This window comes from Methylogaea oryzae (assembly GCF_019669985.1).
GTDB classification, from domain to species: domain Bacteria; phylum Pseudomonadota; class Gammaproteobacteria; order Methylococcales; family Methylococcaceae; genus Methylogaea; species Methylogaea oryzae.
On the sequence record NZ_AP019782.1, the window covers coordinates 1,231,368 to 1,253,589 of the forward strand.

Here is a 22,222-nt window from a genome sequence, read left to right on the forward strand (position 1 = left end):
CGATGATGAAACTGTACGATATGGAACTGTCCGGCAACTGCTACAAAATTCGCTTGTTTTGCGCCTTGCTGGGCCTGGATTGCGAGTCCGTTGCCGTGGACTTGTTCAAGGGCGAACAGAAAAGCGCCGCTTTCCTGCAACTGAATCCGCGCGGCCAGGTGCCGGTGCTGGACGACGGCGGCACGGTGGTGTGGGACTCCATGGCGATCCTGGTTTACCTGGCGAAAAAGTACGGCGGCGAAAGCTGGCTGCCCGGCGAGGCGGAAGCCCTGGCCCGGGTCATGCAATGGCTGGCCCTGTCGGAAAACGAAATCCTTTACGGCCTGGCGCGCGCCCGCGTCATCAAGCTGTTCAACCGGCCGGGGGATCTGGCGCAGTGCCAGCAACTGGGCAAGGCCGGCCTGGCGGTGCTGGAAAGCCGTCTCGCCAACGGTTCCTGGCTGGCCGGCGACGGCCCGACCATCGCCGACATCGCCTGTTATCCCTACGTCGCCCTGGCGCCGGAAGGCGATGTGGCGCTGGACGATTATCCCCAAGTGCGGCAATGGATCGCCCGCATCCAGGCTTTGCCCGGTTACGTCGGGATGCCGGGACTATGACGGCCATGGACGCGCACAATGCGGCCTCGACGCCGCCCTTGTCCCGCCGCACCGAACGGGTGGCCGGCTCGTTGATCCGGGAAATCCTCAAAGTGACCCAGCGGCTGGAGGTGATCTCTTTCGCCGGCGGCCTGCCGGCGGACGATTTGATGCCAAAGCTGGACTTCGCCGCGTTGCATGGCGACCCGCGCCAATACGGCGCCAGCGAAGGCGAGCAGCCGCTGCGCGAGGCGGTGGCGGCGCGGCTGGCCGGACTGGGCCTGGCCTGCGACGCGGAACAGGTGCTGATCACTTCCGGCTCCCAGCAGGGCATCGACCTGGTGGGCAAACTGTTCATCGACGAAGGCTCGCCGGTGTTGCTGGAAGCGCCGTCCTACCTGGCCGCCATCCAGGCGTTCCGCGTCTACGGCGCCGAATTCCACGGCCTGCGCTTGTCGGAGGACGGCATCGATCCGGAGGCGCTGCGCCAGGCCATCGCCCGCCGGCGGCCGGCTTTCGTCTACCTGATCCCCACCTTCCAGAACCCGACCGGCTACTGTTACAGCGAGGCTAACCGCCGCGCCGTGGCGGCGGTGCTGGACGAAGCCGGCGTGCCGCTGGTGGAGGACGATCCCTACCGCGACCTGGCCTACGGGCCGGCGGAGCGGACGCCCATTTGCGCCTATTTGCGCCGCGCGCCCTGGGTGTATCTGGGCAGCTTCTCCAAAATCACCGCGCCGGGCCTGCGCATCGGCTATCTGGCCGCCTCGCCCGCGTTGTTCCCCTGGCTGCTGCGACTGAAGCAGGCCAGCGATTTGCACAGCAACCGCATCAGCCAGGCTTGGCTGGCGCGCTTTCTGGAAGGGGAGGCTTTCGAACGGCATTTGGCGAACCTGGCCGGCGTCTACGCCGAACGGCGCGACACCATGCAGGCGTCCTTGCAGCGCCATTTTTCGGGGCTGGCCCAATGGCGTCTGCCCGACGGCGGCTTGTTCTTCTGGTTGCGGCTAAGCGGGGAATGCGACACCCTGGCCGCGCTGCAAATCGCCCTGGCGAGCAACATCGCTTTCATGCCGGGAGATCCGTTCTTCCCCCTGGCGGAACAGCGCTACCCGGCGCTGCGGCTGAATTTCAGCCACGCGGCGCCGGCCGACATCGAGCGCGGCGTCGCGCGGCTGGCGCAAGTGCTCGGCGAGTGCATCGAGCCGGGCCGGTTAACGCCGGGCCTGGCGGCATGAATCTTTCATATCGTTATCCATAAGGAGCGTGATTCCCATGAGTTTGACCCTGGTCATCGGCAACAAAAACTACTCGTCCTGGTCCCTGCGGCCCTGGCTTTACCTGAAACACCACGGCATCGCTTTCGAGGAAGTCCGTATCCCGCTGTATCGGGAGGATTCCAAAGCGAAAATCTTGGCCCGTTCGCCGTCCGGCAAAGTGCCGGCCCTACGCGACGGCGACATAGTCGTGTGGGATTCGTTGGCGATCCTGGAATATCTGGCCGAGCGCTTTCCGGCAACCCGCGGCTGGCCCGAGGACCTGGGCGACAGGGCCACGGCCCGCAGCCTCGCGGCGGAAATGCACGCCGGCTTCCAGGCCCTGCGCAACGAATGCGGCATGAACTGCCGCCGCCCGCCGGCCGCCAAGGATTTATCCGAAGCCGCCCGCAAGGATGTCGCCCGCGTCAGCCAAATCTGGCGGGAATGCCGCGAGCGCTACGCCGGGGAAGGCCCCTGGCTGTTCGGCCGCTTCGGTATCGTCGACGCCATGTATGCGCCGGTGGCCCTGCGTTTCCACACCTACCGGCTGGACGGCGGCCCGGCCGTGCAAGCCTATGTGGACCATGTGTTGGCAAACCCCGCCATGGCCGAATGGACGGCCGCCGGCCGGCAGGAAAGCGAGACGATTGCGGCATTCGACGAGTGAGCCGCGGGCGGCAAAAGTCTTGTAGGGCAGGCATTTCGCGTTATCGTTCCCACGCTGCAGCGTGGGAACGATACAACCGTGTCCACCCAACCTACGCTTGCCCTTCCTCCTCCTCTTCTTCCTGGTACTTCAGCAAGGGATGCATGGTGTTGACCAGGCCGGCGAGCATGCCGGCGTAGTAGCTGACGATGCCGGCCACCAGGCCGAACTGGGCGAAGAACACGCCGCCGATGCAGACCACGCCGGGGACGATGCTGCTCGCCAGGTTGATCTTCATGTTGTGTTCGAAGTCGTCGCCGATGTCGAACAGCCGGTTCAACTTGTTGAGCGTGCCGTCCATGAAGATGATCTGGGCCGTGTCGGTGGCGGCTGTGGAGGCGCCTTTCAGGGAAATGGAGACGTTGGCTTTTTTCAACGCGATGGAGTCGTTGATGCCGTCTCCCACGAAACAAACGAACCGTCCTTGCTGGCGCAGGCCTTCCACCAGGGCCGCCTTGTCGCCGGGCAGGGTTTGCGCGAAATAGTTGTCGATGCCCAGCGCTTCGGCCAAGTTGCGGGTAGGCTCCTCGTGGTCGCCGGAGATGATGTAGAGCTGCAGGTCGCGCTTTTTCAGTTCTTCGATGACCGCCTTGGCTTCGGGGCGGATGATGGGGCGAAGCTCGATGGCGCCGCTGTAGCGGTCGTCGACCGCCACGTGCACCAGGGAGTAGCCGCAGGCGTCGGCTTGGCTGCGGATCGCTTCCACTTCGTCCGGCATAGCGATGCCTTCGTTGGCGAGAAAGCGGGCGCTGCCGACCCGGATGAATTTTTCGCGCTTGCCGCCGTTCAGGCGCACCTTGATGCCGTAACCGACGCTGTAGGCGCCTTCGTCGATTTCCGGAAGCTCCAGCCGCCGCTCCTTGGCGGCGGCGGTAATGGCCAGCGCCACCGGATGGGGCTGGCGGTGTTCGGCGGTGGCGGCATGGGCCAGCAAGGCGTCTTCGCTCAGCCCGCCGAAGGGATAGAGCCGGCCGACTTCCAGTTGGTCCAGGGTCAGCGTGCCGGTTTTGTCGAACACGATGGTGTCCACGTTCTTCATGGACTCGAAGGCGCGGCCGTCCTTGATCAGCACGCCTTGGCGGGAAATGACGTGCAGGTAATTCAATACGCTGAACGTTCCTAAAAACCGCATGTTGTAGCCCAGTCCGGAGAACAGGACGGTCAGCGCTTTTTCCGAACCCATGGTCGGCCAAGTCAGGGCCGCCAGCAACAGGGTGGGGGTGTTGAAGTCGTTGGCGATTTTCTGGCCGCGCGCCTTGAGGGTGTCTTTGTAGCTTTCGGTATGGTTGAGGATGTTGCCGATTTCCGCCGCCAGGGAGTCCTTGCCGGCCTTGGTCACTTCGATGAGCAGCTTGCCTGACAGCACGGCGGTGGCGGCAAACACCTGGTCCCCAACCCCTTTTTCCACCGGCTGGGCTTCGCCGGTGAGGATGTGCTGGTCGATGCTGGCCATGCCTTCCTTGATGACGCCGTCGACGGCGATGACTTCCCCGGCGTTGACCACCACGATGTCGCCTTTTTGCAGGCTTTCCAGCGGCGTTTCCACTTCGACGCCGTCCCGCGCCACCCACACCCGTCCCGGCTGTTTGCCGAACACGTTGATCAACTGCTTGCGGGAGTTGTCCTCCAGCCGGGTCAGCATTTTCATGGCGACGTTGCCCAGCAAGGCCATCATGGCCGCCACCACCAGGTGGTTGGTCGCCAACACGCCGCTGACGATGACGGCGTCGGTCACGTAAGTGGTGAGCTCCTTATTCTTCAGGTCTTCGTAGGCTTTGCGGTAGAGCGGATAGGCCATGTACAGCACGCCCCCCACCCCGGCGATATGCAGCGCCGGAACGAAGGTGGCGCCCAGCAGGGCGGTGCCGGTGATGCCGGAGGACAGCAGGATGTGCCGGTTGATTTTCTGGTCGAATTCGCTGACCGGCTGCTCGCCGTCCACGGAAATTTCCTGGATCTGGAGGTTGCGTTCCGATCCGCTCAGGGCCTCCACCACTTCCTTCAACAGCTTTTTGGTTTTTTTCAGGCCGTCGGCGGCGGGCTTGCCGCGATCGGGCTGCTGGGGCTTGGCCGTCGGCCACAGCTCGTTAGTGCCTTGGGTCTTTTTGTTGTAGCCGAAGGCCAGGCCGCTGAGTACTAAAAATTCCAGAATCATGGGGGCTCCGGGTTAGGTCTGGGCGGCAAGCTGCCGGCCGAACAAAGCGCGATCGACCTGGGGGCAGACAATATCCGACCCTTGCAGTCCTCGCAGGGTATTGCGGCAGTCGATGCGGGCGGCATCCTGGGATGCGGGTCTTGCAAACACGTTGTCCTCCGGCAGGTTCGCCAGGTAAGGGTACAAAGGATTGTCGCGCGATTGGGCCAGCGCCTGTTTCCAGGCGGGGTAAGGCACTTCCTCCAGGCGGTGGCCGTAGGATTGCGCCCATAGCAACAGCTCGCGCAGCGGGGTCGAGTGGGGATTGGACAAGTGGAAAGTCTGGCCGGCCAACTCGCGTTGCTTGGACAGGTGCACCAGCGCACGGCTGACGTAATCCACCGGCACTAGATTGTCGCACACGCCGGCAATCGGCGGCATCCTGCCGATTTGCAGGCAGCCCTGCAGCAACAGGGTCAGGAAGTCCTTGCCGTTGGACACCCCGGTCAGGCTGTGCCCGCACACCCGGGTGGGCCGGTAGACGTAGACCGGAATACCCCGTTCCGCCGCGTTGCGCATCAGCTTTTCCGCCACCCATTTGGTCTGCGGATAGCCCTGGCCGGCCACTTGTTCCGGCGCCGGGAAGTCGGTTTCCTTCACCACCGGCGTCGCATCGTCGCCTTCCGTGGACAGGATGGACGAGACGTAATGCACCGGCTTGGTCTTGCCGCCGGCGACGGCCAGCCGCAGGATTTCCTTGGTTCCTGCCACGTTGGCGGCTTTCAGCGCCTCGTAGGGATAGACGTGGTTGACCAGGGCGCCGTTGTGGTAGATGCCGTCCAGTTGTTCGGCCAATTGCCGGTATTGCTCCGGCGCCATGCCCAGCCCCGCTTGGGCCAGGTCGCCCGGAACGGCAATAATGCGTTGCGCGAAAGCCTCGTCCCAGATCCGGTGGGCTTGCAGCTGCTCGCGCAGCCGGCGGTTGCCTTCTGCGCCGTCGGCACAACGGACTAGGCAGTAGATGTCCGCCGAGGTTTGCCGCAACAGTTCGTGGAGCAGGAAAACGCCGAGAAAACCGGTGGCGCCGGTCAATAAAAGCTTTTCCGGCGCCGCCGGGCTCCACGGTGCGGTGGGGACGATGTCCGGTTCCAGCGTGGCTTCGCCGGCTAAATCCAGCGCGGGGCCTGTGCGCTCGCCGTGGGTGATGAGGCCGGCCATGGCGGCGACGGTGGGGGATTCGAACAGGCGGCGCAGGGAAACCTCGGTTTGGAAGACCTCGCGGATTTGATAGGTCAGTTCGGTCATCAGCAGCGAGTGGCCGCCCAGCTCGAAGAAGTCGTCGTGGATGCCGACCCGTTCCCGTCCGAGCAAGCTTTGCCACAGTTCGCACAGCCGTTCCTCGGCGGGGTTGCGCGGCGCCGTGTAGGCGGGCGCCGTATTGGCGTCGCCGCCCGATTCGACCATGCCGGCCAGCGCGGCGCGATCCACCTTGCCGGCGCTGGTCAACGGCAGGGCGGGCAGGGTGACGAAGGAGGCCGGCACCATGTAATCCGGCAACTGCCGCTTCAGCCACTCCCGCAGGTCTTCCGGCGGCTGGCCGGTGACGAAGGCCACCAATTGGCCGCCGTGGGGCGAGGGGATGACCGCCGCTTCCCGGATACCCTCGTGGCGGGCCAGCACGGTTTCGATTTCGCCCGGCTCGATGCGGAAACCGCGCAGCTTGATCTGGTGATCCATGCGGCCGAGGAATTCCAGTATCAAGCCGTCGCCATCGGTCCTGACCCAGCGGGCCTGGTCGCCGGTTTTATACAGGCGCCGTCTCTGGCCGAAAACCTCCAGTTCGATAAAGCTCTGCTCCGTCAGCTCCGGCCGGTTGAGGTAGCCCCTGGCCAGCGCGCCGGAGATGCACAGCTCGCCGGGCACGCCGATGGGCACCGGCCTGTGGTTCCGGTCCAGGATGTGCGCGCCCACGTTGGCCAGGGGAGTGCCGATGGGGGCGCTGGCGGCGAAACGCTGTTGCCCCGTGTCGCCGTCGACTTGGAACACCGTGGCGGTGATGACGCCCTCGGTTGGCCCATAGGCGTTCAGCACGGTGAGTTCCGGCCGGTGCGCCAGGCGTTCTGCCGTCCTTCGCGCCAGTCCGGCATCCAGCGCTTCGCCGCCCAGGATGAGCAGGCGCAGGGCGGGCGGCAGCTCTTCCGCTTTCTCCAACAACGTCAGCACCTGTTGCCAGTAAGCCGGCGGCAAGTCCGCCACCGTCACCGCCCAGTGCCGCATGAATTGCAAGAAGCGTTGCGCGTCCAACACGTCGTGGGGCGGCAGCACCAGGGTGGCGCCGGCCAGCAGGGCGGCGGTGATCTGCTCCAGGGCCACGTCGAAGGTAAAGGCGGCGAAATTGAGCACCCGATCTTGCGGCGTGACGCGGTAAATCCGTTGCGCGGCGTGCCAGTGCCCCGCCAGGGCGGCGTGCTCCACCGCCACGCCCTTGGGCCGGCCGGTGGATCCGGAGGTGTAGATGACGTAGGCCAGGCCGTCCGGGCGGCTGCGGTCGACGGGCTGGATGCCGTCGGGCATGGATTGCCACAGGGCATCCACCGGCACGGCTTTGGCGGCGGATGTCGGCAGCGCGTGCCAAGTCCCGCTTTGCGTCAATACCAGCTGGGTGCCGCACTCTTCCAGCAGCAGGGCGATGCGCGCCTGGGGGTGATGGGGATCGATGGGTAGGTAGGCGCCCCCCGCCTTGAGCACGCCCAGCAGGGCGGCCACCATGTCGGCGCCGCGTTCCATGCAGATGGCGACGATGTCGCCGGTTTGGACGCCGAGGTCGATCAGGCGGCCGGCCAGATGGTCGGCCCTGGCGGCCAGTTGTCGATAGCTAAGCTGGCCGGCGTCGGACAGCAGGGCGGGATGCTGCGGCGTTGCTCTCGCCTGCCGGTCGAACAGGCCGACGACGGTCGGCTGGCCGGGGAATTCCTCGCGCGCTTCGCCCAGCGCCCGTAGCCGCTGCGCTTCTTCCTGGGGCAGGATGGGGAATTGGTGCGGACAGCGGGCCGGGTCGGCAGCGATGGCTTCCAGCAACAGGGCGAAATGCTCCGCCATGGCTAGCACGGTTTCGGCCTGGAACAGGTCGCTGCAATATTCCCAATGGCAGTGCAGCCCGTCGGCGCGCTCCACCACGTCCAGGGTCAAATCGTATTTGGCGATGGGGTATTGGTGGGGCAGGAAAGACACGTTTAGCTCCGCCAGCTCCAGGGCCTCCATGGGGGCGTTCTGCAGCGAGAACATCACCTGGAACAGCGGGCTGTAACTCAAGCTGCGCTGGGGTTTCAGTCGCTCCACCAGGTACTCGAAAGGAATGTCCTGGTGGGCGTAGGCTTCCAGGGCGGTGCGGCGCACGGCGCTTAACAGGTCGATAAAATCGGCCGATGGGTCGATGCGGGTGCGCAGGACGAGGGTGTTGACGAACAGGCCGACGATGTCTTCCGTGCGGCTGTGGGTGCGGTTGGCGATGGGGCTGCCCACCAGGATGTCGTCGCAGCCGCTGTAGCGGTACAGCAACACGTCGAAGGCGGCGAGCAGCACCATGTAAAGAGTGGCGCTGTGCTCCCGGCCCAGTTGCTCCAGGCGCTGGCCGACTGCCGGCGGCACCACGCGCTTGAGGCGGGCACCGTTGTAGCTCATCAGCGCCGGGCGCGGCGCGTCCGTCGGCAGGTGCAGCAGGGCGGGGGCGCCGGCCAGCTTGGTTTCCCAGTAATGCAGTTGCCGCTCCAGGAACTCGCCTTGTAGCCAACCGCGCTGCCAGGCGGCGTAGTCGGTGTATTGCACGCCCGGATCGGCCAGCCGCGGCGGGCGGCCCTCCACCTGGCTGTCGTACAGCTCGCGCCATTCCCGCAGGAAGATGCCCATGGACCAGCCGTCGCTGACGATGTGGTGCAGGTTCAGCAACAGCACGTGGCTGGTCTCGCCCAGCTTGACCAGGCGCAGGTCGATGAGCGGTCCCGCCGCCAGGTCGAAGGGAAACAGCGCGTGCTCGGCAATCAGCCGGTTCAATTCTTTTTGCCGGTCGGCCTCGGGCAAGCCGCTCAAGTCGGTAACCGCCAGCGGCACGTCCCCGTCGCGCACCCGCAGCGCCGGCCGGCCGTCGATTTCCGGAAAACACAGCCGCAGGCTGACGTGCCGTTGTATCAATGTTGCCAGCGCCGTTTGCAGGGCGGGACGGTTCAGGTTTCCTTCCAGGCGCAAGGCGGCCGGGATGTTGTAGGTGGTGCTTTGCCCGTCCAGCTTGGCCAGGAACCACAGCCGGCGCTGGGCGAAAGACAGCACCGGCTCCTCGCCGTCCGCCAAGGGCAACAGCGGCGGCAGCTCCGGCGCGCCTTGTTGGCGCCGCAGCCAAGCGGCCAAATCCTTCAGCACCGGGTATTCGAAAATGGCCTTCACCGGCACTTCCACGCCGAAGCTGTCGCGCAGCCGCGAAGCGAGCTGGGTCGCCACCAGGGAGTGGCCGCCGGCACGGAAAAAATCGCTGTGGACGTTGTCGATGGGCAGGCCGAGCACTTGGCTCCACAGGCTGCACAGCAGCATTTCGGTTTCGTCCCCGGGCGGCGCCGCCTGCGCCGGGCCGCTAGCGGCGGCGATATGCGGTTCCGGCAGGGCGGCCTTGTCCACCTTGCCGTTGGGCGTCAGGGGCAGTTGGTCCAAGGCGATGAAGTCGGCGGGGATCATGTAGTCCGGCAGCCAGGCCTTGAGCCAAGCGCGCAGCTCGTCGGTAGCGATGGACGGCGTGACATAAGCCACTAGGCGCTTTTCCCCGCGCTTGTCGTAGAGCAGCACCACCGCTTCGTCCACCGCCCCGTGTTGCGCCAGCGCGGCCTCGATTTCGCCCAGCTCGATGCGAAAGCCGCGCAGTTTCACTTGCTGGTCGATGCGGCCGAGGAACTCGACGGTCAAATCCCCGGTGGAATCATTTAGGCAGCGCAATCTCGCCAGGTCGCCGCTCTTGTAAACCCGCTCGCGGCGGCCGAACAGCTCTACTTCGCAAAACTTTTCCGCGGTCAGCTCCGGCCGGTTCAAATAGCCCCGCGCCAGGCCGGTTCCGGCGATGCACAGTTCGCCGGGAACGCCGATGGGGAGCGGGTTGTCGCGTCCGTCCAGGATGACGATGCGGGTATTGGCGATGGGCGCGCCGATGGCCGGGAACTCGGGGTCGGCCGGCCGCTTCGGCAGCACCGGCGTGGCGGAGGTGACGATGCTGCATTCGGTGGGGCCGTACAGGTTGTGCAGCTTGAAATTGGCCGTCTGCGGCGGATAGCGGTGCAGACGGTCGCCGCCGGTGAACAGTCGGGTCAGCGATCGGCTGCGCCAGCCGTCGCTCAGCAGGCTTTCCGCGATGGGGGTGGGCAGGCCGGCCAGGGTGATGCCATGGTCGTCGAGCCAGGCTTTCAAGTCGTCACTGGATGCCAGCAGGCCGGGTTCGGCGACGTACAGCGCCGCGCCGCTGCAAAGGCAGGGCCACAGGTCCAGCATGATGGCGTCGAAAGCCACGTTGACCGCTTGCAGGCAGCGGTCCGTGTCCCGGACGCCGAAATAGGCCATGCACCACGCCGTGGTGTTGGCCAAGCCGCGATGCTCGACGACCACGCCCTTGGGCTGCCCGGTGGAGCCGGAGGTATAGATGATGTAGGCCGCATCCGACGGCCGGGTGGTTCTGGCCGGGTTGGCGTCGTCGGCGGGCGCGGTGGCAACGTCTGCTTCCAGGCAAAGGGTCTCGACGGCCGGCAGGCTGGCGCAGCGTTGCAGGAGGGGGGCGCCGGTCAGCAGCAGGGCGGCGCGGCTGTCCTCCAGCACGAACGCCAGCCGGGCGCTGGGGTAATTGGGGTCCATGGGCAGGTGCACGCCGCCCGCCTTGTGGATCGCCAGGATGGCGGCGAGCATTTCCAGAGAGCTTTCCAGGCACACCGCCACCACGGTTTCCGCCGTGACGCCCCGTTCCAGCAGTCGGCGCGCCAGGCGATTGGCCTGCCGGTTGAGCTCCCGGTAGCTTGTCGCCACGCCCCGGCACACCAGGGCGGTGCGGTCGGGGCAGCGCGCCGCCCGATCCTCGAATTGGTCGATGACCGACCATTCCGGCGCATCGGCCGCTGCGCGGCGGTTCCAGGCCTGGATCCGCGCGGCTTCCTCGGGCGGCAACAGCGGCAGGTCGTCGATGCAGCGGCCGGGGTCTTGCAGGATGGCTTGCAACAGCGTTTCGTAGCGGCGGGCCATGCGTTCCACGGTAGCGCCGTCGAACAGGTCGGCGGCATATTCCCAGGTGCACAGCAGGCCGTCTTTTTGCTCCATCAGCAATAGGCCCAGGTCGAACTTGGAGTAGGGCACGATGGTCCGGTCTGGCAAAGGCTCGACTCGCAGCTGGGGCAACTGGAGTTGCTCCATGGGCTCGTTCAACAGGGAAAAAGTCACCTGGAACAGCGGCGCATAGGCCAGGCTGCGCTCCGGGTTGAGCCGCTCCACCAGGGTTTCGAAGGGCAGTTCCTGGTGGTCGTAGGCGCCGATGGCGGTTTGCCGGACTTGCTGCAGCAGATCCAGGAAGCTTTGCTCTTCCCCCAACACCGTCCGCATCACCAGGGTATTGACGAAAAAGCCGATCAAGCCGTGGGTTTGCGGCTGGGTGCGGTTGGCGATGGGGACGCCCACTACGATGTCGCGCTGGCCGCTGTAGCGGGCCAGCAGCAGGTAGAAAGCGGCCAGCAACGTCATGAACAAGGTGCAGCCCTGTTGCCGGCTCAAGGCACGCAGTTGTTGCGCCGCGTCCGGGGCTAGCCGCGTTTGGAAATGGCCGCCCCGGTAGCTCATGACGGGCGGACGCGGGCGGTCGGTCGGCAAGGCCAGCAATTCCGGCGCGCCGTCCAGTTGGCCGCGCCAGTAATCCAGCAGGGCGTCCAGCGTTGCGCCGCTGAGCCGCCGCCGCTGCCAGGCCGCGTAGTCGCCGTAGTGGATGGACAGCGGCGCCAGGGCGGGCGTTTCATCGCGACTGTAGGCGGTGTAGAGCTGCGACAGTTCCTGGTACATGAGGCTCATGGACCAGCCGTCGGAGATGATGTGGTGCATGGCGAACAGCAGCGCGTGCCGGTCGTTGCCCAGCACCAGCAATCGCGCCTGGAACAAGGGTCCCGTAGCCAGATCGAAACGGAAGTGGGACAGGGATTCTACGTGCCGGTCCAGCGCCTGCCGCTGGGTCGCGCCGCTCAGGTGGCTCAGGTCGTCGATCTGCAGCGGCGCGTAGGCCTCCAGCAGCCTCACTGCGGCTTTGCCTTCCACCTCCGGGAAGCACATGCGCAGGCTGTGATGGCGTCGCACCAAGTCGGCCAGCGCGTTTTCCAGTGCCTTGGCGTTGAGCGCGCCGGCCGCGACGTAGCAGGCGAACACGTTGTAGACCGGGCTGTCCCGTTCCATCCCGGCGAGAAACCACAGGCGCTGCTGGGCGTAGGAGATGGGGATGTCCGCGCCTTCCGGCAGCGGCGCTATGGGTTCAGGCCCGCCGGCTTGGGCCAAGGCGGCGATGACTTCTTGCTTGCGGGTCGCCAGTTCTTGCCGCAAGTCGGCCGTCAAGGCGTCCTTGGGCGCGCGGAAGCGCAGGCCGTCGCCTTCCAGCCACAGCCGAATGTCCTTTGCTTCCAGCTGGGCCAGAAAATCCCGCAGCGGTTTCATAGATAGCCTTCTTCCATTTCCTCGTCTTCCTGCTCCGTCCGGTCGGCACCGGCCGGCGGTCCTTTACGGTTCCTGATAAGTTCCGCCATGTCCTGTAGGACCGGATGGGCGAACACGCTTTCAAAGGGCAGGCCCACCTGGAACGTCGCGGCGATTTTGCCGGCCAGTTGGGTGGCCACCAGGGAGTCGCCGCCCAGGGCGAAAAAGTCGTCGTGGCGGCGGATGTCCTCGACGCCCAGCAAGCTTTGCCAGATGGCGGCCAGTTCTTTTTCGATGTCGCCGCCGCCATTGCCGGCGGGCACGGCTTGCGGTGGCTTGCCGTCCGCATCCGTTACGGACGGTTCCCGCGAGCGGCTGTGCCAGTCGCGGGTGGAGACCAGTATTTGCGCCAAGGCCGGCTTGCTCGCCAGCCCGAGGATGCGGCCGAAGGCTTCCATCCCTTCCTGCGGCGTGATGCCGAAGGCGCGCACGCTGTCGGCGTAGTCCTGCCGGGTACCAGCCAAGCGGCGGCAGGCTTGTTCCGCCATGCCCACCTGCTGCCACACGTCCCAGTTGATGCTGGCGGCCGGTAGGCCCTGTGCGCGCAATTGCCAGGCGTAGCCATCGACGAAGGCATTAGCGGCGCAATAATCGATTTGGCCGGCAGCGGTGCCGAGCACCGAGCTGAGAGAGGAGCAGAACAGCAGGAAGTCCAAGCCTTCCAAGCGTTGCGCCAGCGTGCCGACGACCAGGCTGCCTTGCACCTTGGGGGACAGCACTGCCGCGGCAGCCTCCCGGCTTTTGAGTTGGATGACGCCGTCGCCGGGCAGGCCCGCCGCGTGGACGATGCCGTCGATGCGGCCGAAGCGGGCTTCGGCTTCGGCCAGCACCGCTTCCATGTCCTGAAGGCGGCATACGTCCGCGCCCAGGGCCAACACCTCGCCGCCCAGGGCTTCGATGTGTTCGATTTCCCGTAGCTGGCGGCACAGCGGATCGTCTTCCGCGCGGCTGGCGCGGTAATTCGCCCAGTCCTCCCGAGGGGGCGGCGCGGTTCTGCCGGTGAGAACCAGCTTGGCTTGTACCGTCTGGGCCAGGTAACGGGCCAGGCTCAAGCCGATGCCGCCCAGCCCGCCGGTGATGAGGTAAACGCCTTGTTGTTTCAGCGGCGGGGGAGTTTCCGCCGCAGCGGGCGCGCGCACCGGCTCGAAGCGGCGCAGCCAGCGTTCGCCGTGGCGGTAGGCCACCAACTGGGCTGCGTCGGCCGTCAGGCATTCGTCGATGACGGCCGCAACCAGCCCAGCCGTGTCCGAGGCCGGCAGGGCGATATCGATCGCCTTGCAGCGGATGGCCGGATTTTCCCCGCCAATGGCGCGGAGCGGCCCTTGTTGCAAGGCGCCGCCGGCATGGAGGCCCGTGGTGCCGGGGGCGGGGTGAGCCTGGTTGGACAGGGTATACAGGTGGAGCGGCTCGCCGGTTCGCCCGCCGAGGGCCTGGGCCAGATACAGCAGGCTGAAGAAATTCAGCGATTCGATGCGCTCTATATTTTCCGGCTCGAATGCTTCCGCCAATCCCCAGGCATGGACAACGGCTTGCGGCACCGCCCCTTGTTCAGCCAGCACGTCGAGCAAGCGCCGGTAGTCGGCCGGGTTGGCCGCATCGATGGCGTAGCCGCCGTCCGGCTCGATGCCGAACCCATCGCCCGTTCGCACCGCCACCACCTGGTCGCCGCGCCGCCGCAGCGCTTGCACCAGCTCGTGGCCGATGCCGGCGGGATCGGCCAGCACCAGCCACCGGCCGATGGCGAGACGCCGGGCGTCGGCGGCCAGCGAGGGCGGCACGCTTTGCTGCCAGCGCGGCAGATAAAACCAGTTGTCCAGCGGTAGCTTGCCTGTGGCCGCCGCTGGCCGCGGGGTGCCGTCGTTCCGTAGAGGCGAGGGATCGACCCAATAGGACTGCCGTTCGAAGGGGTAGGTGGGCAAGGGCAGTCGCAAGCGTCGCTCGCCGGCATAGAGCGCCGGGCTATCCAGGTTTTCGCCGTCCATCCAGCTTTGCCCGAGCTTTCGGAGCTCCGAGGCTTGCTCATCGCATTGGGAATCCGCCGTTGGGCCGACCAAGGTTTCCGAGGCCAGCGCCGCCAGCAGTGCGTCCCGCAGTCCGGCGAGGCTGGCGGCCACCAGGGCCAGCCGCCGCTCGAACGCCTTGCGCCCGGTGTTCAAGGTGAAAGCCACGTCCGCCAGATTCAAATCCGGGTGGGCTTCGATGTGGCCGGCCAGGTTGCGCAGCACTTCGCGCAGCGCCGTGTCCGTTTTGGCCGACAGGCATACCAGTTGGAATTTTCCGTCATCGCTTGCCGGGGTGCGGGGAGGGGCTTCCTCCAAGACCACGTGGGCGTTGCTGCCGCCGATGCCGAAGGAGCTGACGCCGGCGCGGCGCTTTTGCCCAGGCGGTACCGGCCAAGGGGCGAGGGCGGCGTTGACGTAAAAGGGCGTCGCTTCCAAGCCGCACTTCGGATTGGGGCGCTGGAAGTTGAGGCTGGGCGGAATTTCCCCATGTTGCAGGGCCAGCACCGTTTTGATCAGCCCGGCGATGCCGGCGGCGGCGTTCAAGTGGCCGATGTTGGGCTTTACCGAGCCGATGGCACAATAGCCTTTCTTGCCGGTGTGTGGGCCGTAGCTCTGCGCCAGGGCGGCGATTTCCACCGGGTCGCCGAGGGAGGTGCCGGTGCCGTGGGCCTCGATGTAGCCGATGGACTCGTAGTCCAGGCCGGCCATGGCCGCGGCGACGGCCGCCGCCTGGCCTTCCACCGACGGCGCGGCGAAGCCCACTTTGGCGGCGCCGTCGTTGTTGATGGCGCTGGCTTTGATGACGGCGTAGATGGTGTCGCCGTCCTGTAACGCCCGTTCCAGCGGTTTCAACAGCACCGCGCCGACGCCGTAGCCGCCGACGGTGCCATCCGCATCGGCGTCGAAGGCGCGGCAGTGGCCGCTCTTGGAGGCGATCATGCCTTCCTTGTACCAATAGCCCTTGACCTGGGATGGCGATAGCGACGCGCCGCCCGCCAGCGCCATGCCGCACTCGCCGTCCAGCAGGCTGCGGCAGGCCATATGCACCGCCACCAGGGACGTGGAGCAGGCGGTCTGCACCGTCACGGCCGGGCCTTTCAGGTTGAGTTTGTAGGCCGTGGTGGTGGCGACGAAGTCTTTTTCGTTGGCGATGCGCTGCTGGTGGAAGTCCAGGTCGGCCATGATTTCGCCGTTGGCCAGCAGGTGCTGCGTCAGATAGCTGTTGTCGCCCACCCCGGCGAACACCCCCACCGGGACGGCGATGCGATCCACGTCGTAGCCGGCGTTTTCCACCGCCTGCCAGGCGGTTTCCAGGAACAGCCGGTGCTGGGGATCGGTGATGCGCGCCTGCTTCGGCGTGTAGCCGAAAAACGGGGCGTCGAACAAATCCATCCCCGCCAGTACTCCGGCCGCCTTCACGTAGCTCGGGTTGTCCAGCCACTCGGCGGGTATGCCTTCCCGCAGCAATTCGGAGTTGTCGAAAAAGGTGATGGACTCCACGCCGTTGCGCAGGTTGTGCCAAAACGCTTCCAGGTCGGCGGCGCCGGGAAAGCGGCCGGCCATGCCGATGATGGCGATGTCGCAGCATTGGTAGGGTGGGCGAGCGTTAGCTTGCCCACCAAAAGCCGAGACTGCATCAGGCGCTAGGGTGGGCAACCTATCGGTCGCCCACCCTACCGGGGATATTTGCCCACCCAGCAGTCCGGCGATATAACCGGCCAGGGCATGCACGGTCGGGTGTTCGAATAGCTTGACGATGGGGATGGTCACCCCGAAGCGCGCTTCCAGCCGGCTTTGCACCTGGGGCATCAGCAGCGAGTGTCCGCCCACGTCGAAGAAGCGGTCGTGGGCACCCACCGCCTCGATGTTCAATAGCTCTTGCCAGAGTTGCGCGATTTCCTGCGCGATACCGCCTTCCACCGGCACTTCCGGCTTGCCGGCCGCGCCGGGGGCGGGCAGGGCGCGGCGGTCCAGCTTGCCGTTGGCGGTCAGCGGCAGGCTATCCATTTGCACGAAGTCCGCCGGAATCATGTATTGCGGCAAGCTGTTTTTCAGCCAGGCGCGCAGCTCGTCGATTAGCGTCGGGGCGGCGGAATCCGCCACGACATAGGCGACCAGCCGTGGGTTGCCGTCCTGGCGGTACAGTTCGACCGCCGCCTCTTTGACGGCGGCGTGCTGCATCAGCAGCGCTTCGATTTCGCCGGTCTCGATGCGGAAGCCGCGCAGCTTGACTTGGCCGTCCAGGCGTCCCATGAATTCCAGCGACGGCGGGTTGCCGTCCCGCCAGCGGGCGCGGTCGCCGCTTCGGTAAACGCGGTGTTTCTGTCCGAACAGGTTCACTTCGACGAATTTTTCCGCCGTCAGCTCGGGCCGATTCAGGTAGCCGCGGGCCAGGCCCGCTCCCGCCACGCACAGCTCGCCTGGCACGCCCATGGGCACCGGGTTGAGATGTTCGTCGAGGATGAATAGGCCGGTGTTGGCGATGGGGCCGCCGATGCCGGGAAATTCCGGGTCCGCCGCGTTCTTGCGGCCGACTTCGCCGCAACTGGCGACGACGGTGCATTCGGTGGGGCCGTAGGCGTTGTAGAGCCGGAACGGGGCGCCTTCCGGCAAATAGCCGTGCAGGCGGTCGCCGCCGGTGGCGATCTTCTGGACGAAACTGGCCCGCCACGGCGCGCTGAGCAGGTTTTCCAGCAGCGGCGTCGGCAGGAACGCTTTGGTGATCCCGTTGGATTGCAGCCAGTCGCCGAATTCCGCGCCGCCCACCAGCAAGGGTGTCGGCACCACCTGTACGCAGGCGCCGCAGCACAGGGCCGGCCATAGCTCCAGGGCGGAGGCGTCGAAGCCCACGCCGGCCAGCAGCGTGCTGCGGTCGTCGCTGCCGAGGTCCAGCAGTTGCCCGTACCAGTGGATCAGATTGGTGAGGCCGCGATGCTCGATCATCACGCCCTTAGGCTGGCCGGTGGAGCCGGAGGTGTAAATCACGTAGGCCAGGTCGTCCGGCCCGGCCCGGTTGCTGGGATTGTCGGCGTTGCCGCCTTCTTCCAAGCCGTCGAGGCAGAGGGTTTCCACGGCGTCGTGGCGGGGCAGCTGCTCCAGCAGGTGGCTTTGGCTTAGCAGCAGCCGCACGCCGGAATCCTTCAACATGAATTCCAGCCGCGCCGGGGGATAGGCGGGGTCCAGCGGCAGGTAAGCGCCGCCGGCCTTGAGCACGCCCAGCAGGCCGATGACCAATTCCGGCGAGCGTTCCGCGCAAATCGCCACCAGGGTTTCCCTGCCGACCCCCAGGGCGATCAGCCGCCGGGCCAGGCGGTTGGCGCGCTGGTTGAGTTCCCGGTAAGTCAGCGCTTGGTCGCCGCAGACGACGGCGGGCCGCTCCGGTTGTGCCAGTGCCGTGGCTTCGAACAGCGCCACCACGGTGGATTCGCGCGGAAACGGCCGTTCGACCTGGGTCAGCGCAGCCAAGCGTTGCCATTCGGTTGGCGGCATCAACGCCAGGCCGGAAATCCTCGTGTCCGGTCGGTTGACGATTTCTTCCACCAAGGCTTGATAGTGATCCATCATGCGCTGGATGGACGAGCCGTCGAACAGGTCGCTGTTGTACTCCCACACCAGGGTGATGCCTTCGCTGCTCTGCGTGCCGGCTACCCCGTGGCCTTTTTGGCCCTGGCGCTGCTCGGAGCGGGGGATGACCACCACGTTCAAGTCGAATTTGGCGCTGTGGTTGCCGAGGGAGTCGTGGGTGGAAATTTCCAGATTCGGCAGCTTGAGCTGCGGCTGCTGGGCGTCGTGGAAGCTGAACACGGCTTGGAACAGCGGGTTGTAGCTCAAATCGCGCTGCGGCTTCAGCGCTTCCACCACCTTGTCGAAGGGCAGCTCCATGCGGGCATAGGCTTCCAGCGTCACCTCCCGCACCTGGGCCAACAGCTCCACGTAGCGGGGGTCGCCGGCCAAATCGGCCCTCAGCACCAGAGTGTTGACGATCATGCCGATCATGCCTTCCAGCTCGGCGGCGTTGCGGTTGGCCACGCCGGAGCCGATGCACAGGTCGGTTTGCCCGCTGTAGCGGTGCATCAACACCAGGAAAGCAGCGAACATGCTCATGAACAGGGTGGCGTGCCGCTCGTGGCCGAGCCGGCGCAGCCCCTGGCACAGTTCCAGCGGCAAGTCCTGGCGCAGCTTTTCGCCGTTGAAGGTCTGCCGGGCCGGGCGCGGGCGGTCGTAGGGCAGTTCCAGCAGGGGCGGGCAACCGGCGAGTTTCTGCGTCCAGTAGGCCAGTTGCTGCGCCGCGTCGTCGGAAGCGAGCCAAACGTTCTGCCAGCAGGCGTAATCGGCGAACTGGGGCGGCGGCTGCGTCAACGGCGACGGCTGGCCCTGGCTATAGGCCCGGTACAGGGCCAGCAGTTCGCCGAGAAACACCTGGAAGGACCAGCCGTCGTGCACCATGTGGTGCTCCACATGGATCAGCAGGTGCTCGTCGTCCTTCAGTTTCAGCAGGGTCCAGTGGATCAGCGGCAGCCGGTCGATGGCCAAGGGCCGCTGCATGGCCTGTTCGGTTTGGCGCTCGATCTCCTGTTCCACCGCATCCAGCCCGCGCAGGTCGATGACCGGCAACCGGATCGGGTAGGGCGGATGAATCTCTTGCACCAGCCGGCCGTCCACTGCGGGAAAGGTGGTGCGGTAAATCTCGTGACGGGCGACGATCTCGCTGAGGCCGCGCTCCAGCGCGGACACGTCCAGCGCGCCTTTCAGCGTCATGCGCTCCTGGCACTGGTAGGCGGCCATGGACGGCATCAGCGCTTGCAGGAAGTACACCCGCTCCTGGGCCGGCAGGGCCGGCAACAGCGCCGGCCGGGGCGGGAATTCCAGGGAACGCGCCCGGCCGCCGGCCTGTTGTTGGACGAGCCGCGCCAGGGCGGCGGCGGTGGGCTCCTGGAAAAGTTCGGAAAAAGTAATGTCCGTGGCGAAATCCTTGCGCAGCCGGGCCAGCAGCCGGCCGGCCAGCAGGGAGTGGCCGCCCAGGGTGAAAAAATCGTCGTGGATGCCGATGGGTTCGACCCCCAGCAGTTCTTCCAGGACGTGCACCAGACGGCGTTCGGTTTCGTCGCGGGGGGCGACCAGGGGTTGGGCGGATTCCGGGCGCAGCGATTCCGGCTCCGGCAGTTGCCGGCGGTCCACTTTGCCGTTGGGGGTGAGCGGCATTTCGTCCAGCACGACAAAAGCGCCGGGCACCATGTAGTCGGGTAGGAACTCCATGGTCCAGGCGCGCAGCACCTGGCCCGGTGTTTGGTCGGCGGGCGGCGCATCGTGCAGGGTGACATAGGCCACCAGGCGCTGGTCGCCGTCCCGCTGATGCAGCACCACGGCACAGTCGCGCACGGCCGGGTGGCGGGACAGTACCGTTTCGATTTCGCCCAACTCGATGCGGAAACCCCGCAGCTTGACCTGGTCGTCCTTGCGGCCGACGAAGTCCAGGCACAGGGTTGCCGCTTCCGCGCCGGCGTCGGCCGAGGGCGCCGCCACCCAGCGGGCCAGGTCGCCGGTCTTGTAGATTCTGCGCTGTTGGCCGAACAGCTCCACCTCGATAAATTTTTCCGCCGTCAGCTCCGGCCGGCCCAGATAGCCCCGCGCCAAGCCGACGCCGGCGATGCACAGTTCGCCCACTTCGCCCACCGGCAGCGGCCGGTTAGCGTCGTCCAGGACGTATACCTGGAGATTGGCGATGGGGCGGCCGATCAGCGGCGTGCCGCCGTCGGGGCGGCACTCCATCAGGGTGGTGCAAACGGTGGATTCGGTCGGGCCGTAGCCGTTGACGAACCGGCGGCCCACGGCCCAGCGCAGCACCAGTTGCTCGTGGCAGCGTTCGCCCGCCACCAATAGGCATTCCAGGTCGGGCAAAGGCTCCTGCGGCAGCGCCGCCAGCATGGACGGCGGCAGGCAGGCATGGGTGATGCGCTGTTCGCGCAGGAACTGGGCGAGCCGGTGCGGCGACAGCAGGATTTCCCGGCGGCACAGGTGCAGTTGCGCGCCGTGGGGCAGGGCCATGGCCAGTTCGAAGCAGGCGGCGTCGAAGCTGAGGGAGGCGAATTGCAGCACCCGCTTGTCCGGGGTGATGCCGAAATAACGACCCTCGAAGCAAGCCAGGTTGCAGTAGCCGCGATGGGCGATCATCACCCCCTTGGGCTTGCCGGTGGAACCGGAGGTGTAGATCACGTAGGCCAGCTGGTCGGGATCGATCTTGGCCGGCAGCGGCGCGTCGTCGCTTTCCGCCGGAGCCGGCCACGGCCGATCCAGATGGATGACGGCGGTGCCGTCCCGGCTCGGCAGCTTCGCCGCCAGGTGGCTATGGGTCAACAGGAACGGCGCTTGGCTGTCGCCCAGCATGAATTCGATGCGGGCCCGCGGATAGTCGGGGTCCATGGGGACATAGGCGCCGCCCGCCCGCAAAGTGCCCAAGATGGCGACCACCATATCCAGGGAGCGCTCCACGCAGATGCCCACCAGGGTTTCACGGGTCACTCCCAAGGACGCCAAATAGCGCGCCAACCGGGTGGAACGCGCCCACAGTTCGCCGTAGGTCAGGGATTGGTCTTCGAAGGCCACCGCCGTCCGGTCGGGAGCTAGGTTCACCTGGTCGTGGATCAGGTCGACCAGGGTGGCGTGGTCGGCGTAGGCGGCTTCGGTGTCGTTGCCGCGTCGAATTTGCGCAATGTCTTGTTCCGTGAGCATTTCTATCAGTATGGTTGCGTTCACCCGTTCATTTCCTTTTTCGGCGCGCCGTACGCGGCGGACGGCCCCACCGGCGGTTCGAGCCGCGTGGCTGGCGTGTCGCGGCTGTCCGTTGCCTGTTGGTAGTTTGCCTTAGCTTGTGCCGGAGAGATATAGCCGCTGGGTTCGGCTAGTCGCTGCGAGCCAGGGTTTGGCGGTTGGCGCGCCTCGAGCGGCGTTCCCTCGCTGCAACGCGGGAGCGACGACATGGCGATATTTTTTTGCAGCCGGCAGGCGATCACCCGATGCCGGGCGTAGGCGCCGTGCGGCAGCTCTCCGGGCGGGGCGATTTCCCACCACCAGGAGAGATAGGCCAGCCGGTCCAGGCGGAAATGCGTCGCCAGATCGGTGCGTTCCAGCGTGGCGCCGGCGCGGTCGTGGGTGACTTGTTCCGCGTCGGCGACGAGGCAGGCGGAGCAGGGAAAGGCGGCGAGGTAATCCAGGTGCCTTTGCATCAACGCCAGGGCGAAGGTGTTGACGGCGGCATCGCTCAAGCGTGGCCGGTGTTGCAGCAGCCACTGGCTGGGCGCCAGAGGCAGTTGCGACAGCAGGTTGACGGAAGCGACGAAGTCGATACCGGCGTCGTCTAGAAACCGCTGCGGCGACCGCTGGCCCAGTTCGGCGAGGTCGGTTTCGCCGGCCTGTTTCGGCAAGGCCAAGACGGCGTCGGCGCATTCGGTCAGGTCGTGTTCGATCAACCGCACATTGCCGTAGCGGCGGGCCTGGCGCCTGGCCGCGGCCGGATGCAGCGCGTCCACCAGCAGCACCTGGTCGAAGCGCCCGGCCAATTCCGCCAGGGGCACGTCCAGCAAGTGGCCGCTGCCCAGGATCAGCGCCGTGCGGCGCCGCTCCAGCCGGTCCGTCGCTGCTAGCAGGGCATCGCGGGTGTGTCGCAAATGGGGCTGCCAGGCGGCGCGGCAGCGCCGGTGGCGGGCGGCGATGGCGACGGCCTCGCGCAAATAGCCCAACCGTCGCAGGGCCGGCCGGCAAGGCGTGGCGAAATAGGCCCACAGCTCCGCCAGCATGCGTGC

Annotated in this window: 7 protein-coding genes; 3 read left to right on the forward strand and 4 right to left on the reverse strand. The window is 66.4% G+C overall.

Going from position 1 to position 22,222, the window contains the following annotated elements:
- The first annotated feature begins 5 nt into the window (after positions 1-5).
- The 3 genes from K5607_RS05895 to K5607_RS05905 are packed head-to-tail and all read left to right on the forward strand — an operon-like array spanning position 6 to position 2,504.
- Positions 6-599 carry a glutathione S-transferase family protein gene (locus K5607_RS05895; RefSeq protein WP_246598966.1) on the forward strand — a complete coding sequence of 198 codons (594 nt, stop codon included), beginning with the start codon at positions 6-8 and terminating at the stop codon, positions 597-599.
- Between the two features lie 5 nt (positions 600-604).
- Entirely contained in the window at positions 605-1,816 is a 1,212-nt protein-coding gene (locus tag K5607_RS05900) for an aminotransferase-like domain-containing protein (protein ID WP_246598967.1), read from the forward strand.
- Positions 1,817-1,853: 37 nt separating this feature from the next.
- Positions 1,854-2,504 (forward strand): glutathione S-transferase family protein, encoded by a 651-nt coding sequence (locus K5607_RS05905; protein ID WP_221048498.1) that lies wholly within the window; start codon positions 1,854-1,856, stop codon positions 2,502-2,504.
- 91 nt (positions 2,505-2,595) lie between these two features.
- Here K5607_RS05905 and K5607_RS05910 read toward each other — a convergent pair whose 3' ends face one another.
- From K5607_RS05910 to K5607_RS05925, 4 genes are read right to left on the reverse strand one after another with little or no spacing between them, the layout of a single operon-like run.
- On the reverse strand, positions 2,596-4,698 hold the full coding sequence (locus K5607_RS05910; RefSeq protein WP_221048499.1) for a heavy metal translocating P-type ATPase: 2,103 nt from the start codon (positions 4,696-4,698) through the stop codon (positions 2,596-2,598).
- A gap of 12 nt (positions 4,699-4,710) precedes the next feature.
- A complete protein-coding gene (locus K5607_RS05915) occupies positions 4,711-12,381 on the reverse strand; it encodes a non-ribosomal peptide synthetase (protein WP_221048500.1) in 7,671 nt (2,556 codons plus the stop codon).
- Positions 12,378-21,176, reverse strand: coding sequence for a non-ribosomal peptide synthetase (locus tag K5607_RS05920; protein WP_221048501.1), 8,799 nt, complete (start codon positions 21,174-21,176; stop codon positions 12,378-12,380). Before K5607_RS05920 ends, K5607_RS05915 begins: the two co-directional genes overlap by 4 nt.
- The gene (locus tag K5607_RS05925; protein ID WP_221048502.1) at positions 21,173-22,216 is read right to left on the reverse strand and encodes a hypothetical protein; all 1,044 of its coding nucleotides are present in this window, start codon (positions 22,214-22,216) and stop codon (positions 21,173-21,175) included. Before K5607_RS05925 ends, K5607_RS05920 begins: the two co-directional genes overlap by 4 nt.
- Positions 22,217-22,222: the final 6 nt, after the last annotated feature.

Coding starts and splice junctions, on each gene's coding strand:
- K5607_RS05915 (WP_221048500.1), bottom strand. CDS start 12,381: ATGAAACCGCTGCGGGATTTTCTGGCCCAGCTGGAAGCAAAGGACATT.
- K5607_RS05910 (WP_221048499.1), bottom strand. CDS start 4,698: ATGATTCTGGAATTTTTAGTACTCAGCGGCCTGGCCTTCGGCTACAAC.
- K5607_RS05905 (WP_221048498.1), top strand. CDS start 1,854: ATGAGTTTGACCCTGGTCATCGGCAACAAAAACTACTCGTCCTGGTCC.
- K5607_RS05925 (WP_221048502.1), bottom strand. CDS start 22,216: ATGCTGGCGGAGCTGTGGGCCTATTTCGCCACGCCTTGCCGGCCGGCC.
- K5607_RS05900 (WP_246598967.1), top strand. CDS start 605: ATGGACGCGCACAATGCGGCCTCGACGCCGCCCTTGTCCCGCCGCACC.
- K5607_RS05895 (WP_246598966.1), top strand. CDS start 6: ATGAAACTGTACGATATGGAACTGTCCGGCAACTGCTACAAAATTCGC.